The following is an 18,737-nucleotide window of genomic DNA, read 5'->3' as shown; positions in this document are numbered from 1 at the left end:
TGCCCGAGCGACGGTCCAGGTGCCGGGTGCACTACCCGTTCTTCTGCACGGTGAAATGGCAGGCGGACAGCGCACCCGACGCGGCGGGCAGCAACTGCGGGCGCTCCGTGCGGCAGATGTCCTGGGCCTGCGGGCAACGGGTCACGAACGGACAGCCGGCCGGCATCGCGGTCGGCGAGGGGAGGTCGCCGGACAGCAACTGACGGCGGCCCGGGTCGCGGAGGCGCGGGTCCCGGACCGGTACGGCGGACAGCAACGCCTGGGTGTACGGATGCCGCGGCGCGGAGAAGATCGTTGCCGCCGGCCCGGTTTCCACGATCGTACCGAGGTACATCACCGCGATCCGGTCCGAGATGTGCCGGACCACGCCGAGGTCGTGGGCGATGAACACGTACCCGAGCCCGAGGTCCCCGCGGAGCCGGTCGAGCAGGTTGACGACCTGCGCCTGCACCGACACGTCGAGCGCGGACACCGGCTCGTCGAGGATCAGCAGCTTCGGCTCCAGGGCGAGCGCCCGGGCGATGCCGATCCGTTGCCGCTGACCACCCGAGAACTCATGCGGGTACCGCGACGCGACGTCCTTGCGCAGGCCGACCAGCTCGAGCAGCTCGAAGACCCGCGCCCGGCGCGCGGCCGGATCGCCGATGCCGTGGATCTCCAGGGGCTCGGTGAGGATCTGCGCGACCGGCAATCGGGCCGGGAGCGAGGCGTACGGATCCTGGAAGACGTACTGGATCCGGCGCCGGACCGGCCGGAGCTCACGGCGGGTCATCGCCCCGATGTTCCCGCCCTCGAACTCCACCGTCCCGGACGTCGGGGGATGGAAGCCCATCACCGTCCGCCCGACGGTGGACTTGCCGCACCCGGACTCGCCCACCAAGGAGACCGTCTCGCCGGCATCGACGTGGAAGGACACGCCGTTGACCGCGTGCACGGTCTTCGGCTTGCGCAGGAATCCCTTGCCCACCTCGAAATGCCGCACAAGATCCGTGACGGTCAGCAATCGGGTGCCGGTTGCCGTCCCAGCGGCCTGTACGCCGGTCATCCGGCCACCTCCTCGCTCTGCGTCAACTCGTCGTGGAAATGGCACGCCGTCCCGTGGCCGGCGGACACCACCGTGAGCTCCGGTTGCACCAGGCAACGGTCCCGCCCGGCGGTCAGGTCACACCGCGGCTGGAACGCACAGCCCGTCGGCAGGTGCCGAGGATCGGGCGGCGCTCCCGGAATGGCGGTCAGCGACGTACGGCGCTCGTCCGCGCCCGGCATCGAACGCAACAGCCCCCTGGTGTACGGGTGCCGGGAGGCGTGGAAGAGGTCGTCCACACTGCTCGACTCGACGACCCGGCCGCCGTACATGACGACGACCCGGTCGGCCATCTCGGCGATCACGCCGAGGTCGTGGGTGATCAGCACGAGCGCCGTGCCGTGGTCGTCGGACAGCCGGCGCAGCAGGTCCAGGATCTGCGCCTGCACCGTCACGTCGAGGGCCGTGGTCGGCTCGTCCGCGATCAGCAGCGACGGCCGGTTCGCCAGTGCCATCGCGATCATCGCGCGTTGCCGCATGCCCCCGGAGAACTGGTGCGGGTACAGATCCTTGCGCTCCCGAGGTGCCGGGATGCCGACATCGGTGAGCAACTCCACGATCCGGTCCGCGCGGCCCCGCCGGCCGAGCTCGGTGGAGTGCCGCTTGAGCGTCTCGTCGATCTGCGCGCCGATCGTCATCACCGGGTTCAGCGCGGTCATCGGATCCTGGAAGATCAGCCCGATGTCGCGGCCCCGGACGCGCTGCAGTTCGCGTTCCTTGAGCGCCAGCAGATCGCGGCCGCGGAACAGCGCCCGCCCGTGCACGCTGGCGGTTCGCGGCAGCAGGCCGAGGGCCGACATGACCGTCACGCTCTTCCCCGAGCCGGATTCGCCGACGACGCCGAGCGTCTGCCCGGGGAGTACGTCGTACGTCACGCCGTTGACCGCCCGCACCCGGCCGGACAGGGTCGCGAACTCGGTGACGATGTCCTGCAGCCGCAGGATCGGCTCGGTAGTCATCGCGACCCCCGCGGGTCCACCGCGTCCCGGAGGCCGTCGCCGACGAAGTTGACCGCCATCACGGTCAGCGCGATCGCGATGCCGGGCGGTGCCCACATCCACGGCATCGACCCGAGGATGCGCAACTGCTGGGCCTCGTTGATCATCCCGCCCCAGGTCGCGGTCGGCGGCGGTACGCCGAGGCCGAGGAACGACAGCGCCGCCTCGGTCATGATGACCGTTGCGGTCAGCAACGTGAACGAGACCGCGGCCTGGGGCAGCACCGCCGGTACGAGGTGCTTGCGGACGATCCGCCACGGCGTCGCGCCGAGGCCCTCGACCGCCTCGATCGAGTCCTGCTCACGCAACGACAGCGTCAGGCCGCGGGTCAGCCGGAACGCCTGCGTCCACTGCATGAACCCGAGCGAGAGGATCAGCAGCCACAGGTTCGGTCCGAGGAACGCGGCGGCCACGATGATCACGATCAGCGTCGGGAACGACTGGAACACCTCGGCGATCCGGGACAACGCGGCCTCGGTCCGGCCACGCAGGTAACCCGCGGTGACACCGAGCCCGACGCCGATGACGGTGGCCAGCGACGCTGCCACCAGCCCGATCGTGAGTGAGACCCGGCCGCCGGCGAGGAGCCGGGCGAGGACGTCGCGCCCGGCCGAGTCGGTGCCGAGCGGGTGCCCGGACCCGGGCGGCTGCCGGTACAGCAACGGGTCGACGGCGTTCGGGTCCGTCCGGTAGAGCAGCGGTCCGAGCGCCGACGCAAGTACCAGTAGCAGCAGTACGGCGAGGCCGGCCATCGCCAGCCGGTGCGCGCGGAACCGCCGCCACGCCAGCGCCCGCGGACTGAAGCTGCGGGCCGCAAGCCCGTCCTGGGCCGAAACGGTCGTCATGACGAGGATCTCCTCCTACAACCTGATCCGCGGGTCGACGATCGCGTACAGCACGTCCGCGATCAGATTGCACAGCACCACCAGCACCGCGACGAACATCACGAACCCCATGATCGCGGGGTAGTCGCGGGCGCTGATCGAGTCGACGGCGAACCGCCCCATCCCCGGCCAGGCGAAGATCTGCTCGACCACCACCGCACCGCTGAACAGGGTCGGGATCTGCATCGACACCACGGTGATCAGCGGGATCAGCGCGTTGTGTACGCCGTGCCGCAAGATCACCCGGGAGGTGGACAGCCCCTTCGACCGCGCGGTCACCATGAAGTCCCGGTCGAGTACGTCGAGCATGCTCGCGCGCCCCCAGCGCAGGTACGCCGCCGCGCCGCTGACGCCGAGGATCGTCGCGGGCAGGATCAGGTGCCGGAGCCCGTCGAGGACCCCGCCACCGGGTTCGTTCATGCCCGCCGTCGGCAGCCAGCCGAGCTTGACGCCGAAGAAGTACATGCCGATCAGCGACAGGAAGAAGACCGGGATCGAGAGCGCGACCAGGCTGGCGGCGGACAGGGCGTAGTCGGCCACCGTGTTCCGCTTCAGCGCGGCGACCAGCCCGGCGGCGATGCCGAGCAGCAGCGAGATCAGCAGTGCGGTGAGCATCAGGGACGAACTGTTCTGCAGGCGTTCCAGCATCACCGCGGACACCGGCCGCCCGCTGACCAGCGACCGGCCGAGGTTGCCCTGCAGTGCCTCGCCGAGCCAGACCAGGAACTGGATCGGGAGCGGCTTGTCGAGGCCGAGCTGGGCGCGGGCGGCGGCGACGGCCGCCGCCCGGTCCGGTCCCTGGAACGACATCGGGTCGAAGTACATGTCGACCGGGTCGCCCGGGGCGCTGCGCACCAGCGCGAACAGCAGCACGCTGATGCCCAGCAGGACCACGACGCTGAACAGCAGCCGGCTGAGGACGTAACGCAGCACGGTGGATCAGCCCTGGATCTTCCACTGCTCGGCGCTGGTGAGCATCAAGGCGGGGGAGACGGTCGGGTCGAAGCCGGTGATCCGCTTGTTCAGCCCGTAGTTCGCGGTCGGGACGTACAGCGGCAGGATCGGTACGTCGTCGTTGATGATCTTGTTGGCCTGCTGGTACGCCTGCGCGCGCTTGGTCTGGTCGGTGCTCGCCATGCCGCGGTCGAGCAGGTCGTCGAGCTGCTTGTTGCAGTACCCGGTGATGTTGATCCCGGCCGGCGCGACCTGGTCACAGCGCAGCCGCACGTTGATCGCGGCGGGCTCGATCAGCGGGACCTGGTTCAGCATCGTGATCATCAGGTCGAAGTCGTTGTTCTTCACGACTTCGGTGACCTGGGCCGGCTGCAGCGGCGTGATCTGCGCCTTGATGCCGACCGCCTGGAGCTGGCCCTGGACGATCTGCATCACCGCGTCCCGGTCCGCCTGGCCGGGGTTGATGTCCAGCCGTACGACGGTGTCCGCCTTCCAGCCGGCCGCGGCCAGGAGCTGCTTCGCCTTGGCCGGGTCGTACCCGTAGTGGACCAGATCCGAGGGCTGTGCCCAGTCGGGGGCGAACAGCGCGGTGTCCGCGACCTTGGCCTGCCCGGACAGCACCTTCTTCACGATCGAGTCCCGGTCGATCGCGTACAGGATCGCCTGCCGGACCCGCTTGTCGGCGAGCTTGCCGTTCTTCAGCGCGGTGTGCAGGGTCATCTCGCCGGAGCCCGGACCCTGCGCGACGGTGATCTTCCCGTCGGTCTTCTGCGGCTCGACCTCGGCGGCCGGCAGTTGGGCGATGTCCACCTCGCCGGTCTGCAGCTGCGCGAGCGCGGCGTCGCCGGTCAGGTACTTCGTGACCAGCTTGGCGGCCGGTACCGGTGCCCAGAAGTGCGGGTTGGCGGTGAACTCGATGGTGTCGTCGTTGATCCATCGGGAGAACACGTACGGTCCGCTGCCGACCTTCGGGGTGTGGAAGGCCTCGTTGCCCTTGAACTGGTCGTGGCCGATCGCGCCGTACACGTGCTCGGGGACGATGCCGACCTGCACCAGGTTGGCCAGGAAGCCCGCGTGCGGGGCGGTCAGCGTGATCACGACCGTCCGGTCGTCCGGCGTCGCGATCCCGGAGATGGTCGTCGCCTTGCCGGTCTGGAACTCCTTGGTGCCCTTGATCGGGGTCATCGCGCCGGCCCAGACCGCGGCGGTCTTCGGATCGGCGGTGGCTTCCAGTGAATACTTCACGTCCTTGGAGGTGATCGGCTTGCCGTCGCTCCAGGTCGCTTTCCGCAGGTGGATCGTGTACTGCGTGGCGTCCGCGTTGACATCCCACTTCTCGGCGACCCGGGGCACGTACTTGTCGCCGGTGACCGAGAGCAACGGCTGGAACTGCAGCAGCGAGACCTGCCCGTCGCCGCCGGTGAGCGCGGTGAACGGACTGAACGCCGACGCCTGCAGGTACAGCTGGTAGGTGATCGTTCCTGCCTGTCCGGCGCCTGTCGATGCGCCCGCCGACCCGCCGGCCGGCGCGCCGGCTTCGCTGCAGCCCGCGACCGCGATCGCCAGCGCCGCGACTATCGTTGCCCATCGCAACCGTGTCGTGAACCGTGGCACGTCCGCCTCCTCACTCCCGCTCGGGAACGGTTTCAGTGAATGAAACCGATGGTTTCAGTAGATTGAACCTTGGTTGACTGCCGAAGGGATGTCAAGGGATCGCTGCCGTCGCGATCCGGTCGTCGGGCCGGACGTCTCACTGCGCGGTGAAGCCGCCGTCCACCGGCAGCGTGACGCCGGTGATGTACCCGCCCGCGTCCGATGCCAGCAGCAACAACGCACCGGCGACGTCGGCGCCGGACGCGAGCCGGCGCAACGGTGTCCGCTGCGCGTAGGCACTCCGGAACGACTCCGGCGCCGTCCCGTCGTCGAGGCCGCCCGGGGCGAGGCAGTTGACCCGGATCCCGTCCGGGCCGAGGACGCACGCGAGATAGCGGGTCAGGCCGATCATGCCCGCCTTGTCGTAGGCGTAGTACGCGGGCATCGACATCTCCGTGCCGGCGTACAGCCGTAGGTCGGGACCGGTGATGCCGTAGATCGAGCCGATGTTGACGATCGATCCGCCGCCGTGCTCGCGCATCGTCCGGGCGACCCGCTGGGTCAGCAGGAAGAGCCCGCGCCCGTTGACGTCCTGGGTCGCCGACCAGTCGTCCGCCGTGATCCCGTCGAGCCCACGGCCCTGCCGGTGCACGGCGTTGTTGACCAGTACGTCGATCCGCCCGAAGTCCCGCTCGATCCGGTCCGCGAAGGCGCCGATGCTGTCCGGGTCCGCCTGATCGAGCTCGGCCGGTCGTACGTCGCCGCTGCCGGCCAGGTCGGCCGCGGCCTTGGTCGCCTTGGCGAGCGATCTGCTGGTCAGAACGACCGACGCGCCGGCGGCCGCCACCGTCCGGCACAGGTGGGCGCCGTACAGTCCGGCGCCACCGGTGACGACCACGACCCGCCCGTCCAGCCGGAACGACGGCATCATGCGCGCTGCACCACGGCGGCGACCGCGGCCGCGAACTCCGCGGTCGGTGCGGTGAGCGGCGGCGTACTTCGCGGCACCGGCAGGCCGAGCGCGGCCGCGGCGGCGCACTTGATCGCACCGATGGCCCGTGCCGGGAACCCGGCGCCGGGCAGCTCGGCGGCCAGGATGCCGAACAGCTCGAGATAGCTCTCCTGCGCCGCGAGGCTCTCCTTGTCGTTGCTCCCGGCATGCTCCCACAGGGCGACGGCCGGACCGGGCAGGATGTTCGCGAAGCCGGGGACGATCCCGTGGAAGCCGGCCGCGAGCGCCGAGTCCAGGGTCAGCTCGCCGCCGGAGTACACCTTTGCCGTTGTGCCGGCCAACGCCCGGCACAGCAACCGGCCGGCCGCCAGGTCACCCGACGAGTCCTTGATCCCCGCGATGACGCCGTCCCGGACCAGTCGCTCCTGCAACGGCTGCGACAGCGCGCGCGGGGTCCGGACCGGGACGTTGTAGGCGATCACCGGGACGTCGACGGCCCCAGCGATCGCGGCGAAGTGTTCGTAGAGTTCGTCGTCGCTGCAGTCGAAGAACAGTGGCTGCAGTGCCAGCACCGCGTCGGCTCCGGCGTCGACGCAGTCCCGGGCGGCCTGCACGGTGTCCAGCGTTCCGAGCCCGCCGGCACCGGCCCAGACCGGGACCCGGCCGGCCGCTGCGTCCACGACGACCCGCACCGTCGCACGGCGGCCGTCGGCACTCAGGCTGCCGAGCTCCCCGGTGGATCCGATCGCCAGCAACCCGTGGACTCCGGCGGCGACCTGCGTGTCGACGAGGATCTTCAGGTGGCCGGCGTGCGGCCGGGTGCCGGACTCGTCGAGGAACGTGACCAGCGGAGTGACCACACCGGCGGGCAGTTCGTTCATCGGTCCGCTCCTTCGATCGGGAGGTGGGCGACGACGTCGACCTCGAACTTGAGGTCGCCGATACCACCGGCGGTCGTGGTGCGGGCCGGGTACGGCGTCGCGAAGTACTGCGGGTAGAGCCGGTTGAACTCGTCGCGGTCCGCCCAGCGGCCGAGGTAGCAGCGGACCTGGACCACGTCGTCCAGCGAACCGCCGGCGGCGGCGAGGATCCGCTCGACGTTGGCCATCGAGCGAGCGAGTTCACCGGCGAACGTGTCGGTGACGATCTGTCCGGTCTCGTCGACGGAGGCCTGGCCGGAGACGAAGACCAGGTCGCCCGCCCGGACGGCGGGGGAGAACGGCAGGTGCGACCGAGGCGTCGCGGCGTCGATGACGGCGGTGCGTGGCATGGCTGTGACCGATCCTTCAGCTCGAGTACGTCGTACTGCTCTCGTAGGGGTACATGGGGATCCGGCGATGCCGGTACGTCAGTTCGGTGACCGAGTTGCGGGTGACGCCGGGCGAGTCGACCACGACGACCTCGGGCGCGCAGATCCGGGCATAGCCGGCCCGCGGGCCGTTGACGCCCTTGGCGATGTGCGCCCGGAGCCGATCGGGGTCGATGCCGACGGCCCGGTACTGGGCGGGGGAGACCGGCTGGATCACCTTCGAGGTGAGCACCACCAGGACTCCTTCGTCGGTTCGGATGCCGAGCATCTCCCCGGCGTCGAAGAACCGGAACCCGCCGTGCGCGACCTGCTCCTCTTCGTAGGTGCCGCGATGCCGCCCGACCAGGACGCCGGTCAGCCGGACCGGCATGCCGTCCTGTTCCGCGGAGCGGCCACCGGCCAGGACGTCCACCCGGTCGCCGGGCTCGACGTCCGCGAGGCGCCGTACGGCATCCGGATCGTCGAGGGTGGTCCCGGCGCCGGCGACGCGACGACGCAGGGCCTCGGCCAGCATGATCGTCGAGTCGCCCGGACCGCCGGCGCCGATGTTGTCCCCGACGTCGAGGACCAGCAGCGGCCGGTCGCCGTGGTGCTCCGCGATCACGGTCATGGCCTCCGCGACCCCGATCCCGTTGCCCTGCAGGGCTTTCCGCTCCGACCAGACCACCTCCGCCAGACGGCGCGCGGCGTTCGCGGCGCGGTCCCGGTCGGCGTGCATCGCGATCACCGACATCCCCATTTGTGGCGTGTCGGCGTACGGAAAGCCCTCCAGCAGGCTGAGGTCCAGCAGGTCCGCTTCGGTCTCGAGTTCGCGGGCCTTTGCCAACAGACCGGCCATCGGGTGTTCGCCGGTGTCCTGCCGGACGATCGTCACGACCAGCGGCAGTTGCTCGACCACCAGCGCCGGCCGCCTGCCCGAGCGGATCACATCGAGGACGAGCCGACGGCACTTGACCGCCTTCTCCCGTGCGTCGACGTGCGGGTTCGTCTGGTACGCCGTCATCACGTCGACCGCGTCCACGAGCCGCTGGTCCACGTTCGCGTGCATGTCCAGCGTCGTACCGATGACTGCTTCCGGCCCGACGACCTCGCGGACCCGTTCGGCGATCTCCGCGTCGGCGGCCGGCCGGCCCTCGGCCACCGCGGCGCCGTGCAGGACCAGCAGTACCCCGTCTACAGGGCCGGCCGCGGCGAGCTCGTCGCAGATCCGGCCGACGAGTACGTCGAACGCCTCGGCCGAGACCGGACCGCGCGGCGTCACGTAGGCGACCGGGAGGGGCAGGAGTTCGACGTCGGGATCGGCCGGTTCGAGAAAGCCTCCCGGGACCGCCTGTGAGTCGCGGTAGTGCTCAATCAGGTCGGCGCCCGCGTGCACTCCGCCGTCGAGGTACGCGGTCAGGTCGGCCAGCTGCGACGAGAAGGTGTTTGCCTCGTGCAACAGCCCGGTCACGGCCAGGCGGATCATCCGGCGACACCTCCGCCCTGCAAGGCGCCACGCGGCAGCCCGTCCGTCTCGACGGTCGCCGCCACCGCCGCACCGAAGGCCTCGACCGTGGTGTCGACGTGGGCCGCGGTGTGCGCGGCGGACAGGTACCACCGGCCGCCCGGGAGCGCGAACACACCGCGGCGCAACAGCTCGACGGTCAGTACGTCGTACCACCGCTGATCCCCGGCGAGGAACTGGGTGAAGGTGTCGCACCGGTCCATCCCGGGAAGCACCTGGACGACCGGGCCGACCTGGTTGATCGCGGCCGGTACCCCGTGCCGGTCGAGGGCGGCCCGCATCCCGTCCGCGAGCCGCCGGCCGTTGGCCTCGAACGCCGGGTAGACGCCGGGCTCGGCGAGTGCCTCGACCGTCGCCTTCACGGCGGCGAGCACCACCGGGTTGCCGTTGTAGGTCCCGGCGTGCACGACACCGCGGGTGGACTGTCCGAGTACGGCGTCGCGCCCGATGACGGCTGCGACCGGATAACCGCCGGCCAGCGCCTTGGCGAGCACCACCAGATCAGGTTGTACGCCGTACAGCTCGACCGCGCCGCCGAGCGCGATGCGGAAGCCGGTGATCACCTCGTCGAAGACCAGCAGGGTCCCGGTCTCGTCGCACAGCGACCGGAGACCCGCGAGGTAGCCGTCAGGCGGGGCGATCACGCCCGAGTTGCACAGCACCGGCTCGACGAACACGGCCGCGATGTCCTGAGCCGGATCCCGGAGGACGGAGCTGACCGCCTCCAGGTCGCCCCACGGGGCCAGGCTGACATCGGACAACGCGGCCGGGCTCTGTCCGTGGGTGCCGGTCTGATCCAGCCGGCCCTCGGCGTCCGGCCGGTAGCCGAGCAGGAACGCGTCGGACCAGCCGTGGTAGTGGCCGGTCATCTTGACGAACCTGTTCCGCCCGGTCGCGGCGCGGGCCAGCCGGAGCGCGATCTGGTCCGCCTCGGAGCCGGTGTTCGACCACAGCACGCGTTCCGCCCCGGGGACGGCCTCGAGCACGGCCTCGGCGGCCAGGAACTCGAGCTCGTGCCCGGCGCCGAAGGTCGCGCCGTACGGCAGCCGCCGGGTGACGGCCTCGGTCAGTCCCGGGTGGCCGTGGCCGAGGATGACCGGGCCCCAGCCGAGCACGTGATCGAGATAGTCGTTGCCGTCGACATCGGTCAGGACCGGACCCCGGCCGCCGCGGAAGAACAACGGGTGCGGCCGCATCGAGGCGCGCATGCCGGTCGAGACGCCGCCGGGCAACGATCCTTTGGCCCGGTCCCACAGGCGGGCGGAGGTGGGCCAGCTGTCGATCATCGGATGCGTCCTCGCTTCGTCGTCACCATCGGGTATGTTCCGGTGATTGAAATCGCCGTTCTGGTGGCTCGAACGCTAACCGCTCGTTCGCGGACCGGTCAACGGTCCGTCCGAACTGACTCGCGGAGTTGACCGGGAGCGCGCGGTGGCTCACTATTCAAAATCAATGATCCGCTGAGTGGAACACCATGAGCAGGAGATCGATTGCGTACGCCGCCCTCGCCGGTACCCGTTGCCGGGCCTCGCTGCCTGCTGGGGGAGAGTCCGCGCTGGGACGGTGCGGCGTGGTGGTGGCTGGACGTCGTGGTCGGCGCCGTCTACCGGATGCCGCCCGGCGCGGCCGCTCAGCTGGTCCTCCGGACCGGACGCCGTGCCTCCTTCGTCGCTCCGCTCGGTCGGGACCGTCTCGTGCTCGCGGACGAGACCCGGCTGCTCCGGCTGACGGTTGCGGACGGCGACGTACGGCTCGAGCCCTGGGTCGAGCTGCCGGTGCCGGACGGCTGGCTGCTGAACGACGGCTGCATCGGCCCGGACGGCTCCGTCTGGACCGGTTCGGTACCGCCGGCCGGGGCCGCCGCCGCGGGAGACCTGATCCGTGTCGGCGTCGACGGTACGATCTCGGCCCCGGCGTCCGGATTCGCGCTGTCCAACGGTCTGGGGTGGCTGGACCAGCGGACATTGCTGCACGCCGACAGCCGGACCGGTGTCGTCTGGCGGCACGAGTTCACCGACGATTTCGAGCTGACCGGTTCGTCGGAGTACCTGAGGATCCCCGCAGCGCAAGGCATGCCGGACGGTCTGGCGATCGATCCGTCCGGCCTGGTCTGGCTCGCGCTGTACGGCGGTGCCGCGGTGCTGGCGATCAGGAACGGGCGGATCGTGTCCCGGGTCGCGATGCCGACCGCGCAGACCACCGCGGTCGCGATCGGCGGTCCGGCCGGCGGCGAACTGCTGGTGACCACGGCTCAGGAGGGCTTCGACGCCGCGCGGTCCGCGGCGGAACCGTTGGCCGGGCGGGTCTTCCGCTGCCGGGTCGGCGCGGTCCCAGGACCTACGATGAATGCATCCGAAGAAAGGGTTTGACCGCGATGGCAGCCACCACCGAGTCCGCTTCGGCGTATCCGATCCGGAGCGTGGACCGGGTCTGCGACATCCTGGACGCACTCGCCAACTCCGACGGCGGCGTGAGCCTGACCGAGGTGGCGGCGGCCACCTCGCTGCCGAAGAGCTCGGCGTTCCGGTACCTGAGCGCGCTCGAGGCGCGGCACTACGCGGAGCGCGACGCGGACTCCTCGACGTACCGGCTCGGTCCGGCGTTCCGGCCGCAGCACACCCGCGGCATCGAGCGGCTCGTCGAGCTCGCGCGTCCGGTCCTCGAGCAGGTGCGCGACGCCACCGGCGAGACCGCCAACCTCGGCCTGCTCGACGGGACGATGATCGTGCACCGGATGGTCATCGAGAGCCCGCACTCGATGCGGCTGGCGGCCCGTGTCGGCGAGCGCGGCTACGTGCACGCGACCGCGCTCGGCAAGGCGATCTGCGCGGGGCTTCCGGAAGACCGGGTGCGGGCGATCCTGAACGCCGTCGGCATGCCCCGGTTCACCGCGGCGACCATCCTCGACCAGGACGAGTACTTCGCCGAGCTCGGGAAGGTCCGCGAACAGGGCTACGCGCTGGACGACCAGGAGAACCAGGACGAGGGTCGCTGCCTGGCGGTGGCGATCCCGCGGCTGACGTTTCCGGCGGGGCTGAGCCTGAGCGCACCGATCAGCCGGTTCGAACCGGAGGACGTGCCGGCTGTGGCCCGCCGGCTCCGCAAGGCCGCGGCGGGGCTCGGCAAGAAGCTCGCGGGCTGAGCGGAACCGGGCCGGACCGCGGCGTGCGATCCGGCCCGTCGTCGGCGGCTACAGGTTGGTCGCGGCGCCGACCGAGGTCAGCGCCGGCAGGCCGGCGGCGGTGTCCTGGACGATCAGTTCGTCGAGCGCGGTGTCGACGGCGGCGGACCCCGATGCGCCGAGCATCAGGAGGTGGGTCACGACCTCGGCCGGCGCGAAGACCGGCACGGTACCGCGGTCCTGTCCGTCGACGGTGACCGTGACCGTGCCGGCCGGGAGGTCTACGCCGAGATCGATGGTGGTGTAGACGTTCGTCGGCACCGTCGTGGGCACCGGCAACGGGTTCAGCGCGCGGGTGAAGGACAGGATGACGCGCTTGTCGTTGACGAAGGTGAACGCGGTGTCGGCCTTGGTCTGGGCGATCTTCACGTACCGCGTGCTGACCGTCGGCCCGGATGCGGTGAAGCTGCCCGCCGATCCGGTGATCGTCCAGTCGGTCAGCTGGGTCCAGTCGCCGTTGTTGGTGCCGGAGACCCAGACCGACAGGTCGGCGGCGGTCAGCCGGCTCGCGCCGTCCGCGTCCGCGATCCGGATCTCGCTGAGCTGGGCCGGGGTACTGAACGACGCGCCGATGCTGCGGCGAAGGTAGTCGAGGGCGATGTTGCCCTCGTACCCGAAACCGCCGAGGTTGCCGGTGGCCGGGTTCACGTCGTTGTCCAAGTAGCCGATCGTGGACTCTCCGCGGGCCGCGCTCGGAGCGAGGAGCGAGCCGTCGGGTGCGATCCGCAGGACCTGCACGGTGCCGGTCGCCTGCGGCTCGCCGCCGAAGCCTTCCTGGACGGCCAGCTCGAGGTGCGAGCCGACCCCGGCCCAGCGCACCCGGAAGCGGATCCGGCCGCGCCGGATCGCCGGGAACAGCCGCGACGCGCCGACCGTCGAGCCGGCCGGGGCCTGCATGCGGAGCGCGCTGGACGCGCCCCGGGCGCCGTCGGTCAGGGTGAGCGACCCCGCCCCGGAGACTCGCCACCAGCGGTCGTGCGCCAGCTCGGACCCCTGCCCGATCAACGAGCCGACCGACGAGCGGAAGTTGAGGGTGTCCAGGGCGCCGTGGCTGTCCCGGAGGTACCGCACCTCGTCCTCGACGTACATCGTCTGCGGTCCGCCGTCGGGGAAGGCGAGGTTCCAGGTGCTCCAGCCGAAGAGCCGGTCCGCGCTGCCGATCCGTACCGAGTCGGCCTCCATTACCCGCATGTAGTAGTTGTCGGCGGCACCCCCGGGCGGGTTGATCCCTGGGACCGACAGCGACGTTGCGCCGATCAGGTCGTGATACCCGTTCCAGCTGGCACCGCCGTCCTGGCTGTGTGCCATGGTCAGGTTGTTCCGCCAGTAGCTGGCCTGGCCCTTCGAGTTGTGGCCGGACCAGTTCAGCTGCAGGTCGCCAGGACGTCCCGCGGACAGCGCGGGCATCGTGTTGACGGACAGCACCTTGCTCTCGGTCAGCGGTGACCAGGTCTGGCCGTCGTCCGTCGACTGGCTGGTCATCATGTAGTAGCGGCCCTTGCCCTGGCCGCGGGCGAGCAGCAGGACGGAGCCATCGGTACGCACGGCCAGCGCCGTCTCGCTGACGCCGACCTCGAACCCGCCACCGGGGATGGTGAACTCGACCGGTACCTGTTGCCAGGAGGTGCCACGGTCCGTCGAGCGGAAGATCGTCACCGCGAACGTGCCGTTGGAGGTGTACGGATAGCTCACCGGGACGATCCACGTGCCGCCCGGCGTACGGACCGGGTTGGCGTAGGTGAGTGACCAGGCAGCGTTCTGGCCGGCGGCGGGGGAGTAGGGCAGGAGCTGTTGCACGCTGGTGAAGTTCGGCGAGCCGTCGGCGCCGAAGGTGCTCGCCTTGGCGACCCAGCAGGTGCAGTCCTTGTCCGCGGGGTTCAGCCAGTTCGAGCCCGCCGCCGTACGGAGGCGGTAGAACAGGAAGTGCAGTGAGCCGTCGACCGGATCGACCAGGTAGCTGCCGGTGCTGTAGCCGCATTGCGCGTTTGTCCCGACTCCTGTGCCGGGGACGAAGTCCGTGACGTCGCCGAACGTCCGGCCGCCGTCGGAGGAGTACCGCGCGCCGATGCCGCCTTTGCCGTTGCTGTCGTGCCAGCCGCCGGTGGAGACGACCACGCCGGAGGCGAGGATCAACGGCCGCTGGTCATTGCCCCAGGTCTTGCCGCCGGCCTGATGGTCGAGCCGCTGCAGGGTCCGTTGGCCGTACTCGACCTGCAGCGCGGCGGCATCCTGATGGACCACGTCCCGTGCGGACGGGTTGCCGGTGATCGCCTGGATCGTGAGCTGCTGCCCGGCGTTGATCGACGGAATGCGGACGAAGACCCCGTCGGCGTCGGCGTAGGCGTGCAGGTAGTTGCCGAGGCCGTCGGCGAACCGCAGGTCGGCGAGATCGCCGCGCAACTTGCCGGCCGCAACCAGTGTGGTGGTGCCGAGCTGGGCGTAGGTGACGTGAACGGCGCGGTCCCTGAGTGTCGCCGCCGTCGGATTGTTGACGGTTACGGGCACGCTGGTGGTCCAGCTACCGGTGCCGCCGGCAACGAGTGCGGGCATCGGCAGCCGGTACGCCGTGAGCCCGGTCTGCAGGTCGTTCAGGATGAAGGTGCTGCGGGCGACGTCGGTGAACTCGCGGTGGCAGTGCACCTTCAGGTACCGGCGAGTCTGGGACGGGAACATGAACCACACCTGGTCGCCGAGGTCGACCAGTTGTACGTCGGTGACCTTCGTCCAGGCGGCGTTGTCCGCGCTGGTGTAGATCGACCAGTCGCGCTGGTTCAGGCCGTGGGGACCGCGGGAGGCGGTCATTGCGAGGGCATTCACCTGACTGGTGCCGACGTCGATGCCGATGCTGCGGTAGTCGTAGTCGGCGGCGTACGCGACGTGGACGCCCCACTCGGCGAGCGCGCCGGTCGTAGGGTTCAGGTCGTGGTTCTGGAAGCCGATCGACCCGGTGACCGCGACGGCGGGTGCAGTCGCCGAGCGGCAGCGGCCACGAGCGGCGGTGGCCGGGGTGGTCAGCAGAGCGGAGACGGTGCCGGAACCGGCGACCATGAGAAAACTGCGGCGGGTAAAGGGCATCACGGACTCCTCGCGAACGGGCGGGCGGGTGATCGCGTTTTCACTCAATGAAACAGCGATTTCGTGCGCTGGGCCGACCATAAGTTGGTGCCGAACCGGCGTCAACGCCTCGGGTGACCATTTGACCCGGCTGCACGGTGCGACTAGCGTTTCATACAGCACTATCTGTGTTTCATTCGCTGGAACCGAAGGATCTCTCCCCATGACGACGCTTCCGGCCGATGCGCTGCTGCGACTGGCCGAGCCGCTGACCTGGGTCTTCACCGGAGACAGCGTGACGCAGGGCGCCCGGCACACCAACGGGTGGCGCGACTACACCGAGCTCTTCGCCGAACGCTGGCGCTGGGAGCTCCGGCGCCGCCGCGACCTCGTCGTCAACACGGGCATCTCCGATCGTCGTATCGGAGATCTCGCCGGCGACCTCGAGCACTGCGTGCTCCGGCATCGGCCGGAGGTGGTCGTGCTGATGTTCGCGCTCAACGACGCGACCCTCGGTACGGACGGTCTGTCCTCGTTCGCCGACGGGTACACCGAGGTTCTTCGGCGACTTACCGGGGAGTCCGACGCCGTTCTGGTAGTGCAGACCCCGAATCAGGTGGCGCGGTACGACGAACCTCGCCGTACCGTCCTGCCCGAGTACGCCGCGGTCGTCCGCGAGCTGGCCGACCGGTTCGGCGCGGTGCTCGTGGATCACCACCGGGTGTGGACCGAGGCGGGGGAGCGGACGGAGTACTGGATCTCCGAAGGATGTCACCCGAACGAGTACGGGCACCGGATGCTGGCCTCGGAGCTGTTTCGCACGTTGGGGGTCGATGCGCCCGAGTCCTCCCTGAGCCGGTCCTACCTGCCCTGAGGGTTTAGCAGCGGCGGTGGTTGACGAGGTGGGTTGGACGGCGTGGGCGACCTTTCCGAAGGTGGTCAGGCAGCGGTCGAGGTTCTGGTTGGCCACGGCAACGAAGATGAGTCGTTCCGGGCGACGGGCTTCAGGGACGGACGAACCTCGTTCGAGTGGGCGGGTAGGTCACTCGCCCATCTCGAGGCAGAACTCGTTGTTCTCGGGGTCGGTGAGGATCAGCCAGCCGCCGGGGGTTCTGGTACGGCGGTCGTCCTGGAGGTGGGCGCCGAGGGACTGGAGGCGGGCGAGTTCTTCGGCCTGGGTGGCTTCTTGGGGGACCAGGTCGAGGTGGAGGCGGTTCTTGGTGGTTTTGGGCTCGGGGACGTGCACGAAGACGAGATTCACGCCGTCAGCCTCGACTCTCCAGAAGGGGTTGCCTGGCATGTCGTGGAAGGTGGCGGGCGGCGGATGGCCTGGCTCCAGAAGGTGGCCAGGTGTCGTGGATCGGTGCTGTCGAAGGTGATGTTCAGGATCGCGCTGCGCACGGGGCCTCCTCGGGGGTCACCTCCGAGCGTGGGCCGGTCCGGGGTGGTTGATCAACCGGTTATCGGGTCGCCGGTCGCGGTGCGGAAGCAGGTGAGGGGGATGCTGCCGTGGTGGAGGATGTGGGGGATGTCGGCCCAGGGATAGAGGGGTTCGGTGGGGGTGAGGGTGCGGAGGCGGTGCAGGGCACGGGTGGTGGGGATGGAGAGGGCGGCGGCCGCGGCGGGGGAGTACGGGACGAAGTCCTCGGGCGGTTGGGGTTTCATTTCGGGGTCGTGGCGTTTGAGCAGGATGCAGGTGTTGGCGGGATCCAGGAGGTCGGCGTCGAGGGTCCAGTAGTCGATGACGACCGGTCCGATCCGGCCGGATTCCTGCAGGGCTTGGAAGATCGGGGCGGGGTGTACCGGTGACAGGAACACCACGTCGGCCCAGCAGCACCCGAGCGGGTACACCGGGTTGGTCAGCGTCTGCGGGCGGGCGGCGTACTTGCCGAGTTCGCGCTCGTACAGGTCGGGGTACTGCACGCGCAGCTGGTTCAAGGGGAGGATTTCGTCCCCGCGGATCTGGCCGGCGGCCTTGTAGAGAAGGGTCATACAAAGAAGCCTCCGCACACGGGAACGTGTCGGAGGCTACTCATTCATTATATGCGGTCAGGTCCGCGCCGCGCACGGTCAGGCGGTAGACCACCTTGTGGCCGTCGCGGAGGCCGACGATCAGGCCGGCGTCGCGGAGGATCCTTAGGTGGCGGCCGACGGTGCCCAGGGACAGTCCGAGTTCGGCGGCCAGTTCGGTCGCGGTTGCAGGGTGGGACAGGCGGTCGAGGAGTTCGGTCCGGCCGCGGCCGATCAGCCGTTCGAGCGCGACTCGTCCGTCGGTGGGTGCTTCGACGGCTGCGCGCCCGGCCGGGTAGACCAGCGCGTATCCGGTGTCGCTCTCGCACAGCCACGTACCGCTCGCCAATGTCACCGGGACGAACTGCAGCCCCTCGTCGCCGATCTGCCGATCCGCCCCAGGCTGTTGGCTGAACTGGATGCTGTCCGCCCCGACCCATCGGCTCCGCCGGCTCATCCCCTCCAGCGCCGCCGGCCAACCGAATGCCGCGAGCAGTCCGGCCCGGTACATCACCTCGCGTTCGAGGGCGGTACGCCGCCGCGTCCAGTCCGGCGCGACGTACCGCGACCAGACCGCGTGCAACGCCGACGCCACCTTCTCGCCCAGGCCGGACGTGTCGAGCCAGCGCAGGTCCTGGTCGATCCAGCTGTACTGCGCCGCTACCTCGCATCCGGCGCGGATCTCGGCGTCGGTCATCGCGCGGATCGGCTCGAGTTCGGACGCCAGCGTCGTACCCATGCCGCCGCCGGGCGGGAGCGCGACGACGTCAGGCAGCCACTTCGTGTGCGCGAGCAGATCCACCAACCCGCGCAGGAACGGGTCCCGCCCGCCGAACGACCTCTGCCCGACGGGGAGATAGCCCCGCGCGGGGAGGCGACCCTCGGCGGGGAGGTAAGCCCGGGCGGGGAGGCGGTCCTCGGTGGGGAGGGGAGTGGACGGGAGGCCGCCCTCGGCGGGGAGGCGACCCTCGGCGGGGAGGTAAGCGGGCGGGAGGCGGTCCCCGGTGGAGAGGTAAGCGGACGGGAGGCCGCCCTCGGCGGGGAGGCGGTCCTCGGTGGGGAGGTGAGTGGGTGGGAGGCGGTCCCCGGTGGAGAGGTAAGCGGACGGGAGGCCGCCCTCGGCGGGGAGGCGACCCTCAGTGGGGAGGTAAGCCTGGGCGGGGAGGCCCCTGGCGGGAGGGCGAACCTCGGCAGGGAGATTGGCCGGGGTGGGG

General features: G+C 70.3%; 17 protein-coding genes. 3 read left to right on the top strand and 14 right to left on the bottom strand.

What is annotated here, in order from left to right:
- Positions 1-31: 31 nt before the first annotated feature.
- The 10 genes from VFF46_RS33060 to VFF46_RS33015 all read right to left on the bottom strand — a co-directional run bounded on the left by VFF46_RS33060 (position 32) and on the right by VFF46_RS33015 (position 10,564).
- On the bottom strand, positions 32-1,045 hold the full coding sequence (locus VFF46_RS33060; protein ID WP_325041173.1) for an ABC transporter ATP-binding protein: 1,014 nt from the start codon (positions 1,043-1,045) through the stop codon (positions 32-34).
- Positions 1,042-2,043, bottom strand: a complete 1,002-nt coding sequence (locus tag VFF46_RS33055) for an ABC transporter ATP-binding protein (protein ID WP_325041172.1) — start codon at positions 2,041-2,043, stop codon at positions 1,042-1,044. Before VFF46_RS33055 ends, VFF46_RS33060 begins: the two co-directional genes overlap by 4 nt.
- Entirely contained in the window at positions 2,040-2,927 is an 888-nt protein-coding gene (locus tag VFF46_RS33050) for an ABC transporter permease (protein ID WP_325041171.1), read from the bottom strand. The genes VFF46_RS33055 and VFF46_RS33050 overlap by 4 nt, the downstream gene beginning before the upstream one ends.
- Positions 2,928-2,942: 15 nt before the next feature.
- Complete coding sequence (locus tag VFF46_RS33045; protein ID WP_325041170.1) at positions 2,943-3,899, bottom strand: ABC transporter permease; 957 nt, start codon at positions 3,897-3,899, stop codon at positions 2,943-2,945.
- Between the two features lie 6 nt (positions 3,900-3,905).
- On the bottom strand, positions 3,906-5,534 hold the full coding sequence (locus VFF46_RS33040; RefSeq protein WP_325041169.1) for an ABC transporter substrate-binding protein: 1,629 nt from the start codon (positions 5,532-5,534) through the stop codon (positions 3,906-3,908).
- Positions 5,535-5,670: 136 nt separating this feature from the next.
- The gene (locus VFF46_RS33035; protein ID WP_325041168.1) at positions 5,671-6,444 is read right to left on the bottom strand and encodes an SDR family NAD(P)-dependent oxidoreductase; all 774 of its coding nucleotides are present in this window, start codon (positions 6,442-6,444) and stop codon (positions 5,671-5,673) included.
- Positions 6,441-7,346, bottom strand: coding sequence for a dihydrodipicolinate synthase family protein (locus VFF46_RS33030; protein WP_325041167.1), 906 nt, complete (start codon positions 7,344-7,346; stop codon positions 6,441-6,443). Before VFF46_RS33030 ends, VFF46_RS33035 begins: the two co-directional genes overlap by 4 nt.
- Positions 7,343-7,735 carry a RidA family protein gene (locus VFF46_RS33025; protein ID WP_325041166.1) on the bottom strand — a complete coding sequence of 131 codons (393 nt, stop codon included), beginning with the start codon at positions 7,733-7,735 and terminating at the stop codon, positions 7,343-7,345. Before VFF46_RS33025 ends, VFF46_RS33030 begins: the two co-directional genes overlap by 4 nt.
- Before the next feature lie 16 nt (positions 7,736-7,751).
- Complete coding sequence (locus VFF46_RS33020; RefSeq protein WP_325041165.1) at positions 7,752-9,239, bottom strand: M81 family metallopeptidase; 1,488 nt, start codon at positions 9,237-9,239, stop codon at positions 7,752-7,754.
- On the bottom strand, positions 9,236-10,564 hold the full coding sequence (locus tag VFF46_RS33015; RefSeq protein ID WP_325041164.1) for an aspartate aminotransferase family protein: 1,329 nt from the start codon (positions 10,562-10,564) through the stop codon (positions 9,236-9,238). Before VFF46_RS33015 ends, VFF46_RS33020 begins: the two co-directional genes overlap by 4 nt.
- A 204-nt stretch (positions 10,565-10,768) precedes the next feature.
- Here VFF46_RS33015 and VFF46_RS33010 point away from each other — a divergent pair, with 204 nt between their 5' ends.
- Together VFF46_RS33010 and VFF46_RS33005 are read left to right on the top strand one after the other, a co-directional pair.
- Positions 10,769-11,647: an SMP-30/gluconolactonase/LRE family protein gene (locus VFF46_RS33010; protein WP_325041163.1), complete on the top strand. Its 879-nt coding sequence runs from the start codon at positions 10,769-10,771 to the stop codon at positions 11,645-11,647.
- Between the two features lie 5 nt (positions 11,648-11,652).
- The gene (locus tag VFF46_RS33005) at positions 11,653-12,420 is read left to right on the top strand and encodes an IclR family transcriptional regulator (protein WP_325041162.1); all 768 of its coding nucleotides are present in this window, start codon (positions 11,653-11,655) and stop codon (positions 12,418-12,420) included.
- Between the two features lie 48 nt (positions 12,421-12,468).
- Here the strand turns inward: VFF46_RS33005 and VFF46_RS33000 are convergent, their stop codons facing one another.
- On the bottom strand, positions 12,469-15,534 hold the full coding sequence (locus tag VFF46_RS33000; RefSeq protein ID WP_325041161.1) for a sialidase family protein: 3,066 nt from the start codon (positions 15,532-15,534) through the stop codon (positions 12,469-12,471).
- A 202-nt stretch (positions 15,535-15,736) separates the two neighbouring features.
- Between VFF46_RS33000 and VFF46_RS32995 the strand changes: the two genes are divergently transcribed.
- Positions 15,737-16,387 carry an SGNH/GDSL hydrolase family protein gene (locus tag VFF46_RS32995; RefSeq protein ID WP_325041160.1) on the top strand — a complete coding sequence of 217 codons (651 nt, stop codon included), beginning with the start codon at positions 15,737-15,739 and terminating at the stop codon, positions 16,385-16,387.
- 168 nt (positions 16,388-16,555) lie between these two features.
- On the opposite strand, the gene VFF46_RS32990 is transcribed toward VFF46_RS32995, so the two are convergent.
- The 3 genes from VFF46_RS32990 to VFF46_RS32980 all read right to left on the bottom strand — a co-directional run.
- Complete coding sequence (locus VFF46_RS32990) at positions 16,556-16,813, bottom strand: VOC family protein (protein ID WP_414673117.1); 258 nt, start codon at positions 16,811-16,813, stop codon at positions 16,556-16,558.
- Positions 16,814-16,965: 152 nt separating this feature from the next.
- Positions 16,966-17,505 carry a hypothetical protein gene (locus VFF46_RS32985; protein WP_325041158.1) on the bottom strand — a complete coding sequence of 180 codons (540 nt, stop codon included), beginning with the start codon at positions 17,503-17,505 and terminating at the stop codon, positions 16,966-16,968.
- Positions 17,506-17,545: 40 nt separating this feature from the next.
- Positions 17,546-18,737: winged helix-turn-helix domain-containing protein (locus tag VFF46_RS32980; protein WP_325041157.1), on the bottom strand; the 1,192-nt coding region annotated here is incomplete at its 5' end.

The organism is Kribbella sp. (assembly GCF_035655035.1).
GTDB lineage: Bacteria > Actinomycetota > Actinomycetes > Propionibacteriales > Kribbellaceae > Kribbella.
The sequence above is the reverse complement of the archived record's forward strand: the minus strand, read 5'-3'. Positions and strand labels throughout refer to the sequence as shown.